Genomic DNA, 17,549 nt, shown 5'->3' with positions numbered 1-17,549 from the left:
GGTCACAGTAAAGGAACGGTCTATAAAAATACGAAGATTGAAAATTTGGATGAAAGAAAGGGAAGAAGCATGAGTCGGAAAACAGTCAGCATGATAGGCAATCTGACGCGTGATATGATGAGTGACGTGATGGAGACATCGTTAAAGAAGCCGATCCAGACCGGCGAATTCCGGAAAAATCCGGTCGAACCGGCGTGGAGATGTCCGGCGGAATATATTTATGAGCTGGTAAAAACAGAACAGTTTGTGATGGAATATTTGAAGCCGAAGCAGGCGGTGACGGGGCGCGTCATTTTGCAGCTGCACGGCGGCGGGTATATCGGTCCGATGAAAAATATTTACCGGCGGTTTGCGGTTAAGTATTCGCAGATCAGCTTCGGCGCGGATGTTCTGACGCCGGACTACCGGGTGGCGCCGGAGCATCCGTATCCGGCGGCGCTGGAGGATGCGGTGTACGCGTACCGATGGCTTCTGGAAGAGAAGAAATACCAGCCATCCCAGATCGTGGTAGCCGGGGATTCGGCGGGCGGAGGCCTGGCGCTGGCGCTCTGTCTGTATGCGAAAGATCACGGGCTGCCGCTTCCTGCGGGCATTATCACGATGTCGCCGTGGACGGATGTAAGTCTGAGCGGGGCATCGTATGAGGAAAACTATACGATCGATCCGCTGTTTGGCAATTCGAAGGAAAATATGTTGTACCAGTGCAGCTATATCGGGAATGCCAATCCGAAAAATCCGTATCTGTCACCGCTGTTTGGAGATTTTGAAGGATTTCCGCCGATGCTGATGCAGGTGGGCGCGTATGAGGTGCTTTTAGATGATACGAGGGCGGTAGCGAAAAAGGCGCGCGCCGAGGGTGTCAAGGTGCGCTGCTCGGTCTATGACGGGATGTTCCATGTATTTCAGATGGGACTCGACCTGATTCCGGAGAGCCGCGAGGCATGGGAAGAGGTCGCGGAATATCTGCGGATCATCTACCGGATTCATCGGGAGCCGGAGGGAACGGTCGTGAAAAAGGTAAAAACGAGACGCAAAGAGACGGAAGACCGGGCGCGGCTGAATCTGTTGGCATTTTTAAAACGGGAGCTTAAAAAGTGAAGATTACGTTAGTGACAGTAGGAAAAATTAAGGAAAAATATCTGGAGGCGGCGATCGCGGAGTACAGCAAGCGGCTGGGGCGTTACTGCCGTCTGGAGATCGTGCAGGTGGCGGATGAAAAAACGCCGGATAAGGCGAGTGAGCTGCAGGAAGCGCAGATCCGCGACAAGGAGGGCGAGCGGATTCTGGCGCATATCAAGGAGGACGCGTATGTGATTGCGCTTGCGATCGATGGAAAGCAGCGTTCCTCGGAGGAGATGGCGGCATGGATGGAAGACCTGGGCGTGCGAGGTGAGAGCCATCTGCAGTTTATCATCGGAGGTTCGCTGGGGTTGTCGCAGGCGGTGTTAAACCGTGCAGACACGAAGATCAGCTTTTCGCGCCTGACCTTTCCACACCAGCTGATGCGCGTGATTTTGCTGGAACAGATTTACCGGAGTTTCCGGATTATAAAAGGAGAACCGTACCATAAGTAGACATAATGCATGATGGGTGATTAAAAATCAGCTATTCATAATGCGTGAGAGCAGTTCGAGATCCTCTTTTTTGACCTTTAAGTTAGATGCCACCTCGGTTCCGTCCGGGGCGGTCACTTTTAGGGAAATGACGCTGTCCTCGCGCAGCGCGCGGGTGTAGGCGGCTTTCAGAAAAGGGGAAAATTTAGGGTGGCGGGCTTTGAAACGCGCCCACTCGTCCCGAAATTGCAGTAAGGATGAAAGATTCATGTGATTAAGTCCTTTCCGTTTTAATAACTGATGGTAGTGTATCATGCGCGGGGAAAGCATGTAAAGAGGAAAAATTATCAGTAATGAGAGGTAGACTGGTAACTGTTCGCAGTAACGTAGACAGGAGAATCAAGATTCATGGAACAGGTACAGAAGAAAAATATACTAGGCACGGAGCCGATCGGCGGGCTTTTGCGGCAGTTTGCGGTGCCAAGCATTATCGCGATGCTGGTAGGTGCCCTTTATAATATCGTCGATCAGTTTTTTATCGGAAGAAGCGTGGGAGAGCTGGGGAATGCAGCGACGAACGTGGCGTTTCCGTTGACGATCTCCTGTGTGGCGCTGGCGCTTCTGTTTGGAATCGGCGGTGCGGCGTCCTTTAACCTGACGCTGGGAGGCGGCGATCGGGAAAAGGCGTTATTTTATATTGGAAATGCGGCGACGCTTCTGTTTGGAAGCGGTGTGATTCTGGGGACTGTGGCGCTTTTTTGCCTGACGCCGATGCTGCGCTTTTTCGGTTCGCCGGACAATGTGCTGGCGTATGCCAAAACGTATACGGGTATCACGGCTTTGGGATTTCCATTTCTGATTCTGACCAACGGCGGCGGGCATCTGGTGAGGGCGGACGGAAGCCCGCTTAATGCGATGCTTTACAATTTATCCGGGGCGCTGATCAATACAGTGCTCGATCCGCTGTTTATTTTTGGATTACATATGGGAATGGCGGGTGCTGCGCTGGCGACGATCATTGGACAGATTTTTTCAGGAATCCTGATTATCCGGTATCTGCGCCGTTACAAAAACGGACGGCTGACAGCGGCGCATCTTCGACCACAGAGAACATATGTAAGCATGATTACCTCATTGGGGGCGGCGGCATTTTTCAACCAGCTTGCGATGCTGGTGGTGCAGATCGTGTTAAATAAATCCTTGACCTACTATGGTGCGCATTCGGACTATGGGGAATCGATTCCGCTGGCGTGTGCCGGCATTATCACGAAGGTCAATCAGGTGTTTTTTTCGATCGTCATCGGTCTTTCGCAGGGCATGCAGCCGATCGCAAGTTTCAATTATGGCGCGAAAAATTATGCGCGCGTGCGGCAGGTGTATGGGTTGGCGCTCAGGTGGGGATTTGCGGTGTCGGCGGTGTCCTTTGCGTGTTTCCAGTTGATTCCGCGTCCGATCATCGGGCTGTTCGGGGAAGGATCGGAGATGTATTTCCAGTTTGCGGAAAAATATTTCCGGATTTACCTGTTTTTCACGTTCTTAAACTGTGTGCAGCCGATTGCGTCGAACCTGTTTACGGCGATTGGAAAACCGAAAAAGGGTATTTTCCTGTCCCTGACGCGCCAGATTCTCTTTTTACTGCCGCTGATTGTGATTCTGCCGCTGTTTATCGGCATTGACGGCATCATGTATGCCGGACCGATCGCGGACTTTGTGGCGGGCGTGGTGGCGCTTGCGATGGCAGGCGTGGAGGTGAGACGGCTGCGGCGGATGGAAAGTGCGTCCGTGCATGCATAGGCGGATGGTATATTTTAGCCAGTCCTTCATATATTGAGGTAAGGAGGACGGGCTGATGAAGGAGGAACAATCAAAGCAGGATGTGAGGGCGCTGTTTCATTTTTTCTCCCGGAATATCCGGGAGCAGCTTCTGGCGCTTCCGCTTGAGGCGGATGGAATGGAAGAGGTACGGCTGCGAGTTAGCGCGCCGCTGTATTACATATATAAAAATAAAGAGTACACAGCCGGAAGTGGATTCCGGGTCAGCCGGGAGGATGTGGATGAAACGCTGCAATGCGCGGCTCGTTCTTCTCTCTATGCTTACGGGGAGGAAATCCGGCAGGGGTTTCTGACCGTGCAGGGCGGACACCGGATTGGCGTGGCTGGAAGGACGATACTGGAAAACGGACATATAAAGGCGATTCATCCGATAACCTTTTTAAATGTCCGTTTTTCGCATCAGATGATAGGATGTGCAGCAAAAATACGGTCGATTTTGACGGATCCAGGGACGGGAAGTATCCGGAATACGCTTCTGATTGCGCCGCCGAGATGCGGAAAAACAACACTTCTGCGGGATCTGATCCGGATGGTGTCGGATGGAGAAGAGGGAAAGGATAGGGGCTCTGCTTTGACGGGGAGCTTTGAACGGCCTAAGGCAGGTGCAGGACATGAAAATAAAGCTGGAAAAATGGTGGAGATGAGGAAGCAGCATGGTGGAAAAGTGAGGGCGCAGACGGTCGGGGTGGTGGATGAGCGTTCGGAGATTGCCGCCTGTTATCAGGGAATCCCGCAAAACGATGTTGGCTGCCGGACAGATGTGCTGGATGCCTGCCCCAAGGCGGAGGGAATGATGATGCTGATCCGCTCGATGGCACCGGAGGTGGTCGCGGTGGACGAGATCGGCGGTGAGAATGATTTGGAGGCGCTTCGCTATGTGATGAACTGTGGCTGCAGGATTCTGGCAACCGTACATGGAAATTCGATGGAGGACATCCGGGAAAAACCGGGCTTGGCCTCTTTTTTGCAAGAAAAACGGTTTGAGCGGTATGTGGTGCTGGGAAATAGACGCGGACCGGGAACGGTGGAGGCGGTATATGATGCAGCTGGCGAGGAGCTCATATGTGGATAAAATTGCTTGGAATCTGCCTTGTATGTGTATCGTGTGCGGGGATTGGCGGGGGTGAGGCATTGCGCCTGATTGGCCGGAGGCGTTTTTTGGAGGAAGTAAAACGGATTGCCGCGGGACTGCAGGGAGAGATTGGGTATACACAGGCAGTTCTTCCTCTGGCACTGTGCCGGGCGGGGGCACGCGGGGATGGAAAAGCGGGAAAACTATTTTTGGTGGCAGGAGAGCGGCTGGAAGCGAATCCAGAGTGTCCGTTTGGGAGTATCTGGGAAGCGGTTCTGGAAGAGCAGGGGATTCGTCCGATGTTAGGAACAGAGGAATGGGAGCTGATGTGCCGGTTTGGAAACAGCATCGGGTATCTCGATCTGGAAATGCAGCAAAAGACGCTGGCACTGTATCTGGAAGAATTGGAACGGGCGATTGAGCAGCTGCGGCGGGAAGAGCCGGAGAAGAAACGGCTGTGCTGGGGACTTGGGATACTAGGCGGGCTGTTTCTGGCAGTGGTGTTGATGTAAGTGGGGGAAGAAAATGGGAGTTAATCTAATATTTCGGATTGCGGCAGTCGGTATCCTGGTTTCCGTCCTCTGCCAGATCCTCAAACACAGCGGGCGGGAGGAACAGGCATTTCTCACAAGTCTTGCGGGTCTTCTTTTGGTACTGTTCTGGATGGTGCCGTATATTTATCAGTTGTTTGAGACGATGAAGGAATTGTTTGCGTTGTAATGGACTCTCGGAATCCTTCTGTGCTTGATTTTGTGAGATGATTTTTTGTCAGTTGAGCCCAAATTTCTGAGGCATACGTTGATGAAATTCGGGTGCAGCTGGCGAAAAATCAGCCGCAAAAGCGGGTGCAGGAAAGACTCCGAGAGTACATTGCAGGGAAGGACGGTAAAAAATGTCAATTTTAACCGTATCGGTTCTTGGGATCACGGCAGTTCTTCTGGCAGTCCAGCTCAAGGGAAAAGGCAGCGAGTATGGGACGTACATTGTGATGGCGGCGGGGCTGTGTCTCTTTTTCTATGCGGCGGGAAAGCTGGAAGTGATTCTGAAAACACTTCGGACGATGGAATCCTGCATCGGGATCAGTCCAGTGTATTTGTCGGCGCTTTTGAAAATGGCGGGAATTACTTATATTGCCGAATTTGCCTCCGGGATTTGCAAGGATGCCGGGTACGGTTCGCTGGGAACACAGATTGAGATATTTGCGAAGCTGTCCATTCTGGCGGTCAGTATGCCGATTCTGCTGGCATTGTTGGAGACGGTGAAGCAGTTTTTGGCGTAGGGAAGTGGTAAGTGCAGAAAAGCGGAGAGATGGTGAGAGCAGGTGACGGTGGGAACAAAGATGGTTGTGCGGGCAGTGAGCGTTATATTCTTGAGTGTATATTTGATGGCAGGAAATCATTTAACGGTGTCGGCGGCAAATGGTGAAAAGATATCCGAAGATTCGGATTTCAGTGTTTCTGGCGAGAACATGGATTCTCTTCTGAACTCACTGGATTTAAGCAGAATCGAAGCATTTTTAAGGGAAGCGGGAGGTTCGGCAGTCCCGGGGCTTTCATTCCGGGAAATCCTTTCGATGCTTCTCTCTGGCAATTATCAGAGTGTGGTTCGGATGCTGATGGATTTTTGCCGGACAGCCCTATTTCGGGAAATTTCAGAAAATGGCAGATGGATGGGGCAGGTCATCCTTCTGGGAATTTTAGGGGCGGTGTTCGCCAGCTTTTCGAGTCTCTTTGCCGACAGTCAGGTATCAGAGATGGGCTTTTATGTCACATATCTTCTGATTTTTACACTGCTTGCCGCCAGTTTTTTGAATGGGGTGCGGATCACGCGGACACTGTTGGAGCAGCTCTTTGAATTTGTCCGGGTGCTGGTTCCTGCTTTTTTTCTGGCTGTTTCCTTTTCCGGGGGAAGTACCTCGGCAGCAGCCGGATATGCATGGACACTTGCTTCTGTCAATGTGGCGGAATGGGTGTTTTTACAGTTGTTTCTGCCATGCACCCAGTTGTATGTCCTGCTGTCGCTGGCGGGACATTTAAGCTCGAAGGATTTGTTTTCAAAAGCGTTGGAATTGCTGGAACAGGGGATGCGCTGGGGCAGCAAGGCGCTTTTGGGAGTGGTGCTGGGCTTTCATGTGCTGCAGGGAATGATTGCGCCGTATACAGATTCGGTGCGTCAGACGGCGCTGCGGCGGGCGGTCAGCCTGATACCGGGAATCGGACAGGGCGCGGCGGCAGTGTCGCAGGTACTTCTTGGAAGCAGCGTCCTGATCCGGAATACGGTGGGCATCGGGGGAGTGCTTGTGCTGGCGGCGGTGTCGCTTCTGCCGCTTTTGAAACTTTTAATCCTCTATCTGGGGTGCCAGGGAAGCGCGGCGCTTTTGCAGCCGGTCAGTGACAGCCGGGTGGTGGAGGCAGTCGGCGCAGTGGCGAAAGGATTTTATTTTTTGCTGGCAGCAGCTGGTTCGGCGGTGGTGTTATTTGCACTTTCGATCGCGGTGGTGTGTGCGAGCACGAACGCGGCTTATTTTGCGGGGTAGAAGATGGAAGTAATTACTCACTGGGCGGGGAATATCGTCAGTTATCTAGTGTTTCTGACCGTTCTGACCGGGCTTTTGCCCGCACATAAGTATGAAAAATATATCCGTCTGTTTGCGGGCTGTATCTTGCTTCTGATTGTGCTTAAGCCGCTGACGGACGGGCTGCGGCTGGAGGAGCGGCTGAATTATCTGTTTACATCTCTTTCGTTTGAAAATGAAGCGGGCGAGCTGAAAAGTGAGATGGATGAGATAGAGGTGCGGCGTAGAAATATGGTTTTGAGCCAGTATGAGGCGGAAGCGTCCAAGGAGGCAGTGCGGGTGGCAGCGGAAGCGGGATTTTCCGTGGAAAAGGCGGACGTAGAGCTGGAAAAAGATCCGGAGTCGGAGCAATTTGCCTCGGTGCGGAGTGTGACGGTGTATGTGGCGGGAAGTGAGGCGGGGATGGAAGCGGCGGAACAGGAGGCTCCGAGTTCGATGATTGAAATAGAAAAAATTTCCCCGATTGAAATTTCACTTGAACAGGAGCAGAAGCAGGGAGAACCCGCCGCCGCGCAGGCAGTTTCATGGATGAATGGGGAAAAGATTTGGGAGCTTCAGCAGCGGCTGGCATCGTTTTATCAGGTGGAGGCGGATCATGTGGAAGTCAGGATGGAACCTTGACAGGGAATGGGTCAAACGAAATGAAAAATGGCTGATTTTGCTGGTGCTTGGGCTGGCAATTCTGATCTTATATGCGCCGTTTGGGAAGAAGACGAGTGAGACGGGAGTCTGGCAGTCAGGGGAAAGATGGGCGGAGAGTGGAACAGGAACAAACTCTGGGAATAGAGCAGGGCAGGACAAAAATGGAAGTTCAGAAGAGAGTGGTTCGGATGTCGAAACAGGTCTGCCAGGCACTGCATCCAGGCAGGACACGAACCGCATCTACGAGCTTCGCCTGGAGCAGCGGATCCGGGACGTTTTAAAGAAGGTGGACGGCGTGGGTGAGGTGGATGTGATGCTGACGCTGTTTTCTTCTTCGGAAAAGGTGCTGCGGGTGGATAAGGAGAGAAGCCGGGCTACCACCTCGGAGACGGATTCTTCGGGTGGTACGCGGCAGCAGGCGGATGAATCGCTGCGGGAGAGCACCGTGTTGGCGGGAGGTTCGGGCAGCGGGGAACCGGTAGTTGAAAAAGAATTGGCGCCGGAGATTTCCGGTATCGTGATCAGCGCGCAGGGAGGTGGAAATGCGTCGGTACAGAAGGAAATTTCGGAAGCGATGCAGGCATTATTCGGACTGCCGGCACATAAAATAAAAGTATTAAAGCGGGTGGAATAAAGGAGTATGCAAATATGAGAATGAAGATGAAACGCGTTTTCAGGAGAAATCAAATCATCATCACGACGCTGGCGATCATGATTGCGGCGGCGGGGTATCTCAACTATGCGGGAAAATCCGATCTGCCGGGGGCGGATACATATGAAGCGGGGGCGACCAAGATTTCAGATAGCGATATATATTCGGAAAATCAGGCGGTGTCCGGAAGCGTGGCGGACGGTGAATATGAGGAGATTGCAAGTCTTGACGATCCGGGAGAGGGCGATCCGCTGGCAGCAGGCAGTGAGGAGGGCACAGCGCAGGGAGCGGCGGACGGAGAGGAGGCATCTGCGGACAATCCGGCAGTCGATAACCCGGGCGAGGCGGTTTTGACAGGCGGAACCGGCGTGGCAGAGTACATAGCCAATGTACAGCTCAGCCGTGAACAGATCCGCGCCAAGAGCCGCGAAGCGCTGAATGCCCTGATTAACAATGAAAATCTGGATGCGTCGGCAAAAGAGGCAGCCGTTCAGGATATGCTGGCACTCAATGCGATAGCGGAGAAGGAAAATGCAGCGGAAACGCTTCTGATGGCGAAAGGATTTGCCGATCCGGTTGTCAGCATCACGGATGGAAAAGTGGATGTCGTTGTCAACGCGCCGTCCATCACAGATCCGCAGCGCGCGCAGATCGAGGATATTGTAAAACGGAAAACCGAGATATCGGCGGAAAATATCGTGATTTCCCTTTTAAACCTGGGAGATTGAGGAAGTTCGGATGAGTTAATGTTCACGGGTAGGCACTTTTGGAACCGAAAGTGCCGTAAGAAAACGTGGTGGCAGCAGGAATTTGCCGTATTAAAATGCGAAGCCACGGCAAATTCCGTTACTGGGCACGTATGCGTGAACAGTAACTCGGATGAGATTCGAACCGGAAATGCCTTTGCAAACTCCTGTATTTTTGGTATAATAAAAACACTTAATTGAAATGTATTTCTGGAAGTATTCGAGCATCTGTTTTTGGTGGGAAGAGAAGATTCCGGGCGTACATGGAAGTGGTCAGGAGGGATTTGGAATGGCGAGAGAAGCAGAAGATAGAAGCACACATATCGTATATGAAAAGGACCGCATTGGAGAAGTGAAAATTGCCGATGAGGTAGTGGCGATCATCGCAGGTCTGGCAGCGACTGAGGTAGACGGTGTCGATTCGATGGCTGGCAATATCACAAATGAACTGGTCGGAAAGCTCGGCATGAAAAATTTGAGCAAGGGCGTGAAAGTGACCGTAACCGAGGATCACGTGGTTGTGGATCTGTCCTTAAATATGAAATATGGCTACAGCATCCCGGCAGTCAGTGAAAAGGTGCAGGACAAAGTAAAGACAGCGATTGAAAATATGACCGGTCTGATGGTTCTGGAAGTTAATATTAAGATCGCGGGTGTCAATATGCCGGCGGAAGCATAGCAGGTTTCGTGCTTTCGTAGCTTTTCATTTTCTTAACACAAAATACTCAGTTTGACCTTGACGGGGAAAAAACCGTATGATATGATGATCGCGTTAAAAGGGAGTAGTTATAACCATGTAACCAACAGACCCTGAGGATAGTAAACCTCATGGTTACATGCCTTGTGTAAGTCAGATGGCAGTGTGCTTTTGTAACAAAAAGCGTGTGCCGTATGATTCAAATGTGAGGAACAAGACTTTTAGCATATGTGGATGAAACGTATGCTGAAAGTCTTTTTTGCTTTATTAGGAAAAAAGCGTCCTATGAAACAAAAACACTCGCATGGATGTATGTCTGGCGCGAAGAAAGACAGCTGCCAGAGCAGGTGTATCTTGGCAAGGGGCTCCAGGAAACAGAATATTTATGAAGGAAAACAAAATTAACAGGAGGAACAACATGGAATTTTTATGGGAAGGCGTCATGGCGATCACGCCGCAGCAGTTTGTGATGTATCTGATCGGCGGGCTTTTGATCTGGCTGGCGGTCAAAAAGGAATACGAACCGGCGCTGCTTCTGCCGATGGGATTCGGCGCGATCATGGTAAACCTGCCATTATCCGGCGTCATTAACCAGGTGACGGAGGGCATCGGGGAGACACAGGGTATTATACAGTGGCTGTTTGAGACGACGATCAGCGCGTCGGAGGCGCTTCCGATTCTGCTCTTCATCGGAATCGGGGCAATGATTGACTTTGGACCGCTTCTGTCACAGCCGATCATGTTTTTATTTGGTGCGGCGGCGCAGTTTGGCATTTTCTTTGCGATCTGTGCGGCATCGCTGATGGGATTTGAACTCAGGGATGCGGCATCGATTGGAATCATCGGTGCGGCGGATGGACCGACTTCCATTCTGGTTTCCCAGATCATGCATTCCAACTATGTGGGCGCGATCGCGGTGGCGGCGTACTCCTACATGGCGCTGGTGCCAATCATCCAGCCATTTGCGATCCGTCTGGTAACGACGAAAAAAGAACGCCGGATTCACATGACCTACAGTCCGAAAAATGTGTCCAAAACGACCAAGATCGCATTTCCGATTGTAGTTACTATCATTGTCGGACTGATTTCTCCGGCATCGGTGGCGCTGGTCGGATTTCTGATGTTTGGAAACCTGATCCGTGAGTGCGGCGTGCTTCCGGCACTTTCCCAGACGGCACAGAACGAGCTGGCAAACCTGATTACCCTGCTGCTTGGCATCACGATTTCGTTCAGCATGCGTGCGGACGCGTTTGTGCGGGTTGACACGCTTCTGATTATGGGAATCGGTCTGATTGCATTTATCTTTGATACGATCGGCGGTGTGCTGTTTGCTAAATTTATGAACCTGTTTTTGAAGACGAAAATCAATCCGATGATCGGTGCGGCGGGCATTTCCGCATTCCCGATGTCCTCACGCGTGGTGCAGAAGCTGGCGATGGAGGAGGAAAAGGGAAATATTATCCTGATGCATGCGGTCGGCGCCAATGTATCGGGGCAGATCGCCTCGGTCATCGCGGGCGGACTGGTCATTAAGCTGGTAAGCCAGTATTTGTAATATAGGTCTGTCGGGCAGATAAAATGGAAAAGGAAGGCTGCACTTGAATGATGAAAAATCAAGAGACAGCCATTGCACTGATTGAGATGGAGGAAAATATCGGATGTGGAATAATTTTTTGATTTCGCTGGCAATTATGGGAAAAGGAATGGCGGGAATTTTCGTCGTTGTCCTGATTATTACGGCAGTGGTGCTGATTTTAGGTAAGTTAAAGTAAAATATAAATTGGAAAAAGTATCTTTCTTTTTTCTTTCAGTTTTGTGCAGTTCGTTGACATTCGACAGAGGTAAATCTATAATAGAAACATTGTTTGTAAGAGTTTGAAAGGGCTAGAAGGAGACATGAGAATGAGTCAACGAAATAAAATTCAGCGCCTGCTGCGAAAAGGCGCTTTGGCAACTTGTTTATCCCTGTCAGTTGTGTGCAGCAGCTTATCGGCAGTTACAGCGTATGCAGGACCGGCGGATGATCCGGCAGCGGCAGCACCAGTGATCGGACCGGGCGGTCCGGGAACCACGAACGCGAATGCGGGACAGCAGGCGGATAATTCCTATTATAATCAGACGTTATCCAATCCGGTTGTCAATCCGGTGGACAAGTATTCCTATAGCCAGATGGTAAACGATATTTCGGCGCTGGCAAGCCGTTATCCGGGAACGGTGACCGTGAAATCGATCGGAAAATCGGCGGACGGACGTGATATCTACGATGTGATTGTCGGCAATCCGAACGCATCCAAGAAGATTCTGTTCCAGGGTGCGATTCATGCCAGAGAGTATATCGTTGTACCGCTGATGATGCAGCAGCTCGAGTATCTGGCAGCTGGATTTACGAATAATGGTACCTATATGACGCAGCCGCTTTCTAATATATTGGGACAGGTGGCATTTCATTTTGTGCCGATGCTGAATCCGGATGGAGTCACGATCAGCCAGATGGGCGAGAATGGTATCCAGTCGGAGGAACTGCGCCAGACGATGCAGGCGGCGTACGCGGCGGACAAGGCATCCAGCCGGACAACGGTCAGCTATGAAGAGTATATGAGACGCTGGAAGGCGAATGCACGCGGTGTCGATCTGAACTATAACTTTGCAGCAAACTGGGAGGGAATCAATGTATCTTTAACCCATCCGTCTGCAAATGGTTATAAGGGAACCAACCCACTGTCAGAGTCGGAGAGCCAGGCAATCGCGAACTTGATTCAGGGAACGGGATTCAATGCGGTTATCAACTATCATGCGATGGGAAATGTGATTTACTGGGATACGCAGAACAACCAGAAAGCGGCAGAGTCCAAGGCGCTGGCAAACGCTGTTCATGCCTTGAATGGTTATTCCGTTCTTGGAAGCAAGGGCGTCGGCGGCTTGAAGGACTGGCTGCAGCAGGCAGCAGGCATCCCTGGTATCACGATCGAGGTAGGACGTTCCACCTGCCCGGTATCTTTCTCGGAATATCCGGCGATCTGGAACCAGAATAAGGCAGTCCCGGCAACGCTGGGATATTATGTGGCGACACATTGATGATGGAATAAAATGAAGATTAGATAGAAAAAGGATGTGCGACTGGAGTTGGAAGTGGTCGTGCATCCTTTTTTGTTTCAAGATTTGGAACGGATCAACAAAAACAGGAAGCTAAAACTATACAAAATAGAAAATACATTCTTTTTTCAAAAATATGGTTGACAAATTCTGCAACATGATCTAATATAAAACCACAAAAGGAACAAAAATTCCATAACCGACAAAAAGGAACAAATTAAATGAAATGGAGGATTTCAACATGAAAACGAGAGAAGTTGTATTCTACAGCGAAGGCGCAAAGATGGTAGGAGATATTTATCTCCCGGATGATTACAAAGAGGGCGAGAAGAGATCAGCAGTTCTGTGTAACTCTGGATGGACTGGCGTTAATAAGTGCTATCCGGCACTGTTTGCAAGAGCTTTAACAGCAAGAGGATTTGTATGCATGGGCTTCGATTACAGAGGATTTAAGCCGAGTGAGAATGTTCATCCATGCCTGCCGAAGTACACAACCCTTGAGACAGAGGTTGAAGACGTGGCAAACGCATTTACCTTTATGCAGATTCAGCCGGAAGTAGATCCGGAACGCTGCGGACTTCTTGGATGGGGTGTCGGCGGTGCTGTATGCGTAACCGTTGCAGCGCGTGACAAGGAAGTAAAAGCGATTGCAACCCTGAACAGCTTTGTAAATGGCGAGCGCTGGATGCGTGACGGCATGGGAAATGATAAGTTTGGAAAGAGCGTTGCACGCCTCAGAGAAGACCGTATCAAGAGAATTACAACCAACGATCCGGTTCTGATGCATCCGTACACCGATTATCCGAACATCACAGAGAGCGGCGATTTCTATACAGACCATGTATTAAAAGAGATCAACGGCGGTATCGGCGATTCTGTCAACAAGGATAATGGCGAGGAGTTCCCGACCCCGATGAGCACCGCAATCGGCGAGAGCTTCATCCGTTTCAACGTAGAAGACCTGCTTCCGAGAATCGCACCGCGTGCTGTCTTTGTAGGTCATGGCTATTATAACGAGCTGCATCAGCGTGTAGAGGCGGAAGAAGCATACCGTCTGGCACAGGAGCCGAAGCAGTTATACTATGTAGATGGCAAGCACAATGAGTGGATGTTCGACGACGATCCGAAGTTCCAGGCACTGGCTGACGCGCTGGCAGCATTCTACAAGGAGAATCTGAAAGCATTCCAGTTTGGTTTACAGAAATAATCTATGGACAGAGAAAAAGAGATTGCATATTTAATGCAGGGAGCGTATGACCTCCATATGCACGCAGCCCCGTCCCCCTTTCATCGAGTTTTGGATGATTACGGGCTGTTAGAAGAAGCCGGGAGAGCCGGAATGGCAGGAATTATGCTGAAATCTCACTATGAGTCCACGATTGCGCGGGCAATTCTGGCTAATATCCACTGTGCTTCGTGTACGAAAGCCTATGGCGGTCTGGTGTTAAACTGGCCAGTCGGAGGACTCAATCCATATGCGGTTGAAAATGCGATGAAGCGCGGATGCCGTATCGTGTGGATGCCGACCCGGGACGCAAAGAACTCTTTGTGTTCCGGGAATATGCCGGGAGATTTCTTTGACCGCTCTGGAATCTCTATCCTGACCGAAACAGGGGAGCTGAGGGCGGAGGTTTTGGAGATTTTGAGGATTGCCAGAAAGTATGATGCGGCAGTCGCGACCGGGCACATCAGCCCGGAGGAAAGTATTCTCCTGTGTCAGGAGGGAATCCGGCAGGGAAACCGTATGGTTCTGACACATCCAGAATTTCCGCGGACGCGTGTCGATGTAAAAACGCAGAAACAGCTGGCAGCTCTGGGCGTTTATATTGAAAAATGCTGGTATAATGTGGCAGAAAAGGAATGCACGGCGCAGGAGATGGCAGACCATATCCGGGTAGTCGGAGCAGAACACTGTTTTATGGTAACGGATCGGGGGCAGACTTCAAGAGAACACCCGGTGGAAGCGATGAAGTTGTTTATGCAGACATTGCTGGATGAGGGAATCACGGAAGATGAGATTTATGTGATGACGCATACGGTGCCCCGGAAGGTGCTGGGAGAGTTATAGTAAATTTGATAATTGAATATGAAAAAATAAAAAGGTCAAAAATCAATTATAAGTTTACTTATAAGAATTCTTGACCTTTTTATTTTTTTCGAGAAGTACTTTTAAGAAGGTAAGGGATAATATAGTGTACTGGAAGGAGGATATCTATGGAATATACCAATATGTCGTTTCTATATGATTTTGCATTTATGTCGCTGCTGCTGATTATAGCCCAGTTCCTGCGTTCCCGTATAAAATTTTTGCAGATGTTTTATATTCCAGCGTCTGTTCTGGCAGGTCTGATGGGACTTGTCCTGGGACCGCAGTTTTTAAACGTGATTCCGTGGAGCGGTAAAATAGGAAGTTATGCTTATATGCTGGTATGTGTATTATTTGGCGGTTTGTTCCTGGGGAAAAAAGATAAAACCAATGTAAAACAGATTCTGACAAAGGTGGGCGATTCCTTTTGTGTCAATATGGGAGCTGAATTTTTCTGTTTTGGTATTGCACTGCTGGTAGGCGGTGCACTGATGAAAATTTTGTTTCCAAATGTATTTACAGAAATTGCCCTGCTGATGCCATCTGGATTTTGCGGTGGACATGGCTATGCTTCAACGATTGGAACGGCACTTAACAATTCACTGGGACGTGAAGATGGCGTTGTACTGGGGCAGACGTTTGCAACCGTGGGCCTGTTAGTTGGTTTGTTTGTAGGAATTGCCTGTATTAACTATGCAACCAGACATGGAGGAACACGTCTGGTAGAAAAAGCGGAATCTCTTCCGGAAGAGTGCCGCACAGGAATCGTTCCAGTAGGTAAGAGAAATTCGATGGGAGAAGAAACCATCAATCCAATGAGTATGGATCCGTTGGCATTTCATCTTGCACTCACGCTGACTGCAACACTGTGTGGTTATAAGTTCTACGATTTTTATAAACAGTTCTTACCGAATGTAGAATTACCGGTTATGTGCCTGGCAATGATATTTGGTGTCATTATTAACACGATTATAGGGCATACCCGTTTTAAAGACAGTATTGATGAGCATGTGGAAGGACGGATTGGTTCGATGGTAACCGATTATCTGGTTGGCTTTGGTGTGGCATCTATTTCGACTTCCATTGTACTTGAATTTGCAGGTCCGATTTTGGTTTTATGTGTATTAGGAATGCTGACATCCCTGTTTTTAGTATTTGTAGTTGGACAGAAGCTGTTCCGCAATTTCTGGTTTGAACGATCAATTTTTGTATTTGGATGGACAACAGGAGTGGTGGCAATCGGTGTTACGCTTCTTCGAATTGTAGATCCGGAAGGAAAGAGCGGCACATTGAATGACTATGGATATTCGTATACGCTGCAGTCCGTGATTGAGGTCTTTATCATCGCATTTACGCCAATTTTGACGGTTTCCATGGGATGTATTGCAGTTGGTGTGATTGAAACGGGAATTGCTGTGGTGCTCTTCCTGATATGTGCAAAATGCTTTGGTGTACATAATGAGAAGATGAATGAGCTTCGGGAAGGTGAAGCAGAGGTCATAAGTAAATAAGTCTTTGTATATTCTGAAAAATGTGTGGTTGGACATGAAAATGAACAGCCACACATTTTTTATTGATAGAAAGTTCGCCTCGGACTAATGTAGGTGAAATAGAGGAGAATGATGAGAGAAAGAAAATCTTTCATTTTTATGGTGAAGTGCATTGACTCCCCAGATTCCCAGAAGGACGAGAGCAATACCGAAAAATTCATGGAAACCGAAAGGCTCGCTAAGAATAATAACGCCTGTAAATACAGCTGTAACAGTGGAGATGCCGCTGAAGCTGGATGCAGTAGCCATGGACATATGGGTAAAAACTATGTTCCGCAGTGCTGAAGCATAAAGTGAGGACCCGATGGATAAGGCAAGAAGACAGCCAACGATAACAGGATCCGCGAGCGGACGAAATAACTCGATGGGATCGTTGGAAACAAGGTGCGTTATCAGAGAAATGCTTCCATAAACGGCGAACATAGCGAAGCTCATAGCATAGGTAATGTCCAGAGGTGTCAGATGTTTTCCGAGCTTCCGGATACAGAGATTTAAGGAAGAGGACATAAAGGCAGCCATTAACAACAGGAAAAAGCCCCATACGGTTGCAGCCTTATCCTCAGAATTTCCGGCAACAATGAAAATACCTAAAAAGCTAAGAAGAATAAAGAAAAATTGTCCTGCAGAGGGCTTTTCGTGAAAAAACGGAATGGCAAGCAAGGTGGTGATTAGCGGGATTAATGCCAGAATCACACTTGCTTTCCCAGAAGGATAGAAGCACATGCCGGTGGTTTCAAAAAAGCCATTAAGCAACTGGAAAATACAGATAGGAAGAATACATATGCCCATATCACGAAGAGAACGTAGATGAATTCGTTCGGTATGTTTTAAGGCGTAAAGTAGCACAAGACAGATTGCAAAACGAAGTGCAATTAGTAGTGCGGTATCTCCATTTAGGCGTGCAGTTAAGATTTTTAGCGGTAAATAAGAAATGCCAAATAAGAAGTTGTATAGGATAGCTCCTAGGATTGGATTAGTTTGTGCAAATTTCATGACGTTCCTTTCAACATGATTATATGATAAATGGTTCAATATAGGAAATATATGTCA

19 protein-coding genes are annotated in these 17,549 nt (G+C 49.4%); 17 read left to right on the top strand and 2 right to left on the bottom strand.

Features of this window, described 5'->3' with window-relative positions; translation table 11 throughout:
- The first annotated feature begins 69 nt into the window (after positions 1–69).
- Together DW720_RS14460 and rlmH are read left to right on the top strand one after the other, a co-directional pair.
- Positions 70–1,098 (top strand): alpha/beta hydrolase, encoded by a 1,029-nt coding sequence (locus DW720_RS14460; RefSeq protein WP_118492510.1) that lies wholly within the window; start codon positions 70–72, stop codon positions 1,096–1,098.
- The gene (gene rlmH, locus DW720_RS14455) at positions 1,095–1,574 is read left to right on the top strand and encodes a 23S rRNA (pseudouridine(1915)-N(3))-methyltransferase RlmH (RefSeq protein ID WP_022359275.1); all 480 of its coding nucleotides are present in this window, start codon (positions 1,095–1,097) and stop codon (positions 1,572–1,574) included. The genes DW720_RS14460 and rlmH overlap by 4 nt, the downstream gene beginning before the upstream one ends.
- Positions 1,575–1,601: 27 nt before the next feature.
- Here the strand turns inward: rlmH and DW720_RS14450 are convergent, their stop codons facing one another.
- Complete coding sequence (locus tag DW720_RS14450; RefSeq protein ID WP_107001315.1) at positions 1,602–1,823, bottom strand: hypothetical protein; 222 nt, start codon at positions 1,821–1,823, stop codon at positions 1,602–1,604.
- Between the two features lie 138 nt (positions 1,824–1,961).
- Here DW720_RS14450 and DW720_RS14445 point away from each other — a divergent pair, with 138 nt between their 5' ends.
- The 15 genes from DW720_RS14445 (at position 1,962) to DW720_RS14375 (ending at position 16,460) form a co-directional block, all read left to right on the top strand.
- On the top strand, positions 1,962–3,347 hold the full coding sequence (locus DW720_RS14445) for an MATE family efflux transporter (protein ID WP_117796871.1): 1,386 nt from the start codon (positions 1,962–1,964) through the stop codon (positions 3,345–3,347).
- A 55-nt stretch (positions 3,348–3,402) separates the two neighbouring features.
- Positions 3,403–4,458, top strand: coding sequence for a stage III sporulation protein AA (locus DW720_RS14440; protein WP_118492508.1), 1,056 nt, complete (start codon positions 3,403–3,405; stop codon positions 4,456–4,458).
- Positions 4,449–4,970, top strand: coding sequence for a stage III sporulation protein AB (locus tag DW720_RS14435; protein ID WP_107001318.1), 522 nt, complete (start codon positions 4,449–4,451; stop codon positions 4,968–4,970). The genes DW720_RS14440 and DW720_RS14435 overlap by 10 nt, the downstream gene beginning before the upstream one ends.
- Positions 4,971–4,983: 13 nt before the next feature.
- On the top strand, positions 4,984–5,178 hold the full coding sequence (gene spoIIIAC, locus DW720_RS14430) for a stage III sporulation protein AC (protein WP_022359269.1): 195 nt from the start codon (positions 4,984–4,986) through the stop codon (positions 5,176–5,178).
- Positions 5,179–5,350: 172 nt separating this feature from the next.
- Positions 5,351–5,737, top strand: a complete 387-nt coding sequence (locus DW720_RS14425) for a SpoIIIAC/SpoIIIAD family protein (protein WP_107001319.1) — start codon at positions 5,351–5,353, stop codon at positions 5,735–5,737.
- A gap of 48 nt (positions 5,738–5,785) precedes the next feature.
- Positions 5,786–6,994 carry a stage III sporulation protein AE gene (locus DW720_RS14420; RefSeq protein ID WP_118749783.1) on the top strand — a complete coding sequence of 403 codons (1,209 nt, stop codon included), beginning with the start codon at positions 5,786–5,788 and terminating at the stop codon, positions 6,992–6,994.
- A gap of 3 nt (positions 6,995–6,997) precedes the next feature.
- Positions 6,998–7,654, top strand: coding sequence for a stage III sporulation protein AF (locus tag DW720_RS14415; protein WP_118749782.1), 657 nt, complete (start codon positions 6,998–7,000; stop codon positions 7,652–7,654).
- Positions 7,629–8,309, top strand: a complete 681-nt coding sequence (locus DW720_RS14410; RefSeq protein ID WP_118749781.1) for a stage III sporulation protein AG — start codon at positions 7,629–7,631, stop codon at positions 8,307–8,309. The genes DW720_RS14415 and DW720_RS14410 overlap by 26 nt, the downstream gene beginning before the upstream one ends.
- A gap of 20 nt (positions 8,310–8,329) precedes the next feature.
- Positions 8,330–9,055: a SpoIIIAH-like family protein gene (locus DW720_RS14405; RefSeq protein ID WP_118468594.1), complete on the top strand. Its 726-nt coding sequence runs from the start codon at positions 8,330–8,332 to the stop codon at positions 9,053–9,055.
- Between the two features lie 307 nt (positions 9,056–9,362).
- On the top strand, positions 9,363–9,752 hold the full coding sequence (locus DW720_RS14400; protein WP_118468531.1) for an Asp23/Gls24 family envelope stress response protein: 390 nt from the start codon (positions 9,363–9,365) through the stop codon (positions 9,750–9,752).
- 436 nt (positions 9,753–10,188) lie between these two features.
- Complete coding sequence (locus DW720_RS14395) at positions 10,189–11,325, top strand: sodium ion-translocating decarboxylase subunit beta (RefSeq protein ID WP_118522942.1); 1,137 nt, start codon at positions 10,189–10,191, stop codon at positions 11,323–11,325.
- Between the two features lie 347 nt (positions 11,326–11,672).
- Positions 11,673–12,845 carry a M14 family zinc carboxypeptidase gene (locus DW720_RS14390; RefSeq protein WP_118749780.1) on the top strand — a complete coding sequence of 391 codons (1,173 nt, stop codon included), beginning with the start codon at positions 11,673–11,675 and terminating at the stop codon, positions 12,843–12,845.
- Positions 12,846–13,104: 259 nt separating this feature from the next.
- The gene (locus DW720_RS14385; protein WP_118749779.1) at positions 13,105–14,070 is read left to right on the top strand and encodes an alpha/beta hydrolase; all 966 of its coding nucleotides are present in this window, start codon (positions 13,105–13,107) and stop codon (positions 14,068–14,070) included.
- Between the two features lie 3 nt (positions 14,071–14,073).
- Positions 14,074–14,931 (top strand): DUF6282 family protein, encoded by an 858-nt coding sequence (locus tag DW720_RS14380; RefSeq protein WP_118293910.1) that lies wholly within the window; start codon positions 14,074–14,076, stop codon positions 14,929–14,931.
- Positions 14,932–15,077: 146 nt separating this feature from the next.
- Complete coding sequence (locus DW720_RS14375; protein ID WP_118749778.1) at positions 15,078–16,460, top strand: sodium/glutamate symporter; 1,383 nt, start codon at positions 15,078–15,080, stop codon at positions 16,458–16,460.
- An 84-nt stretch (positions 16,461–16,544) separates the two neighbouring features.
- Here DW720_RS14375 and DW720_RS14370 read toward each other — a convergent pair whose 3' ends face one another.
- A complete protein-coding gene (locus DW720_RS14370) occupies positions 16,545–17,492 on the bottom strand; it encodes a DMT family transporter (RefSeq protein WP_118522943.1) in 948 nt (315 codons plus the stop codon).
- Between the last annotated feature and the right edge of the window lie 57 nt (positions 17,493–17,549).

This window comes from Clostridium sp. AM27-28 (assembly GCF_003480955.1).
GTDB lineage: Bacteria > Bacillota > Clostridia > Lachnospirales > Lachnospiraceae > Otoolea > Otoolea fessa.
The sequence above is the reverse complement of the archived record's forward strand: the minus strand, read 5'-3'. Positions and strand labels throughout refer to the sequence as shown.

Bases quoted from the DNA above. Each gene is read 5' to 3' on its own strand.
- DW720_RS14380 (WP_118293910.1), top strand. From the start codon at position 14,074: ATGGACAGAGAAAAAGAGATTGCATATTTAATGCAGGGAGCGTATGAC.
- DW720_RS14405 (WP_118468594.1), top strand. From the start codon at position 8,330: ATGAAGATGAAACGCGTTTTCAGGAGAAATCAAATCATCATCACGACG.
- DW720_RS14460 (WP_118492510.1), top strand. From the start codon at position 70: ATGAGTCGGAAAACAGTCAGCATGATAGGCAATCTGACGCGTGATATG.
- DW720_RS14435 (WP_107001318.1), top strand. From the start codon at position 4,449: ATGTGGATAAAATTGCTTGGAATCTGCCTTGTATGTGTATCGTGTGCG.
- spoIIIAC (WP_022359269.1), top strand. From the start codon at position 4,984: ATGGGAGTTAATCTAATATTTCGGATTGCGGCAGTCGGTATCCTGGTT.
- DW720_RS14390 (WP_118749780.1), top strand. From the start codon at position 11,673: ATGAGTCAACGAAATAAAATTCAGCGCCTGCTGCGAAAAGGCGCTTTG.
- DW720_RS14395 (WP_118522942.1), top strand. From the start codon at position 10,189: ATGGAATTTTTATGGGAAGGCGTCATGGCGATCACGCCGCAGCAGTTT.
- DW720_RS14370 (WP_118522943.1), bottom strand. From the start codon at position 17,492: ATGAAATTTGCACAAACTAATCCAATCCTAGGAGCTATCCTATACAAC.
- DW720_RS14445 (WP_117796871.1), top strand. From the start codon at position 1,962: ATGGAACAGGTACAGAAGAAAAATATACTAGGCACGGAGCCGATCGGC.
- DW720_RS14410 (WP_118749781.1), top strand. From the start codon at position 7,629: ATGTGGAAGTCAGGATGGAACCTTGACAGGGAATGGGTCAAACGAAAT.
- DW720_RS14375 (WP_118749778.1), top strand. From the start codon at position 15,078: ATGGAATATACCAATATGTCGTTTCTATATGATTTTGCATTTATGTCG.
- DW720_RS14440 (WP_118492508.1), top strand. From the start codon at position 3,403: ATGAAGGAGGAACAATCAAAGCAGGATGTGAGGGCGCTGTTTCATTTT.
- DW720_RS14415 (WP_118749782.1), top strand. From the start codon at position 6,998: ATGGAAGTAATTACTCACTGGGCGGGGAATATCGTCAGTTATCTAGTG.
- DW720_RS14425 (WP_107001319.1), top strand. From the start codon at position 5,351: ATGTCAATTTTAACCGTATCGGTTCTTGGGATCACGGCAGTTCTTCTG.
- DW720_RS14450 (WP_107001315.1), bottom strand. From the start codon at position 1,823: ATGAATCTTTCATCCTTACTGCAATTTCGGGACGAGTGGGCGCGTTTC.
- DW720_RS14400 (WP_118468531.1), top strand. From the start codon at position 9,363: ATGGCGAGAGAAGCAGAAGATAGAAGCACACATATCGTATATGAAAAG.
- DW720_RS14385 (WP_118749779.1), top strand. From the start codon at position 13,105: ATGAAAACGAGAGAAGTTGTATTCTACAGCGAAGGCGCAAAGATGGTA.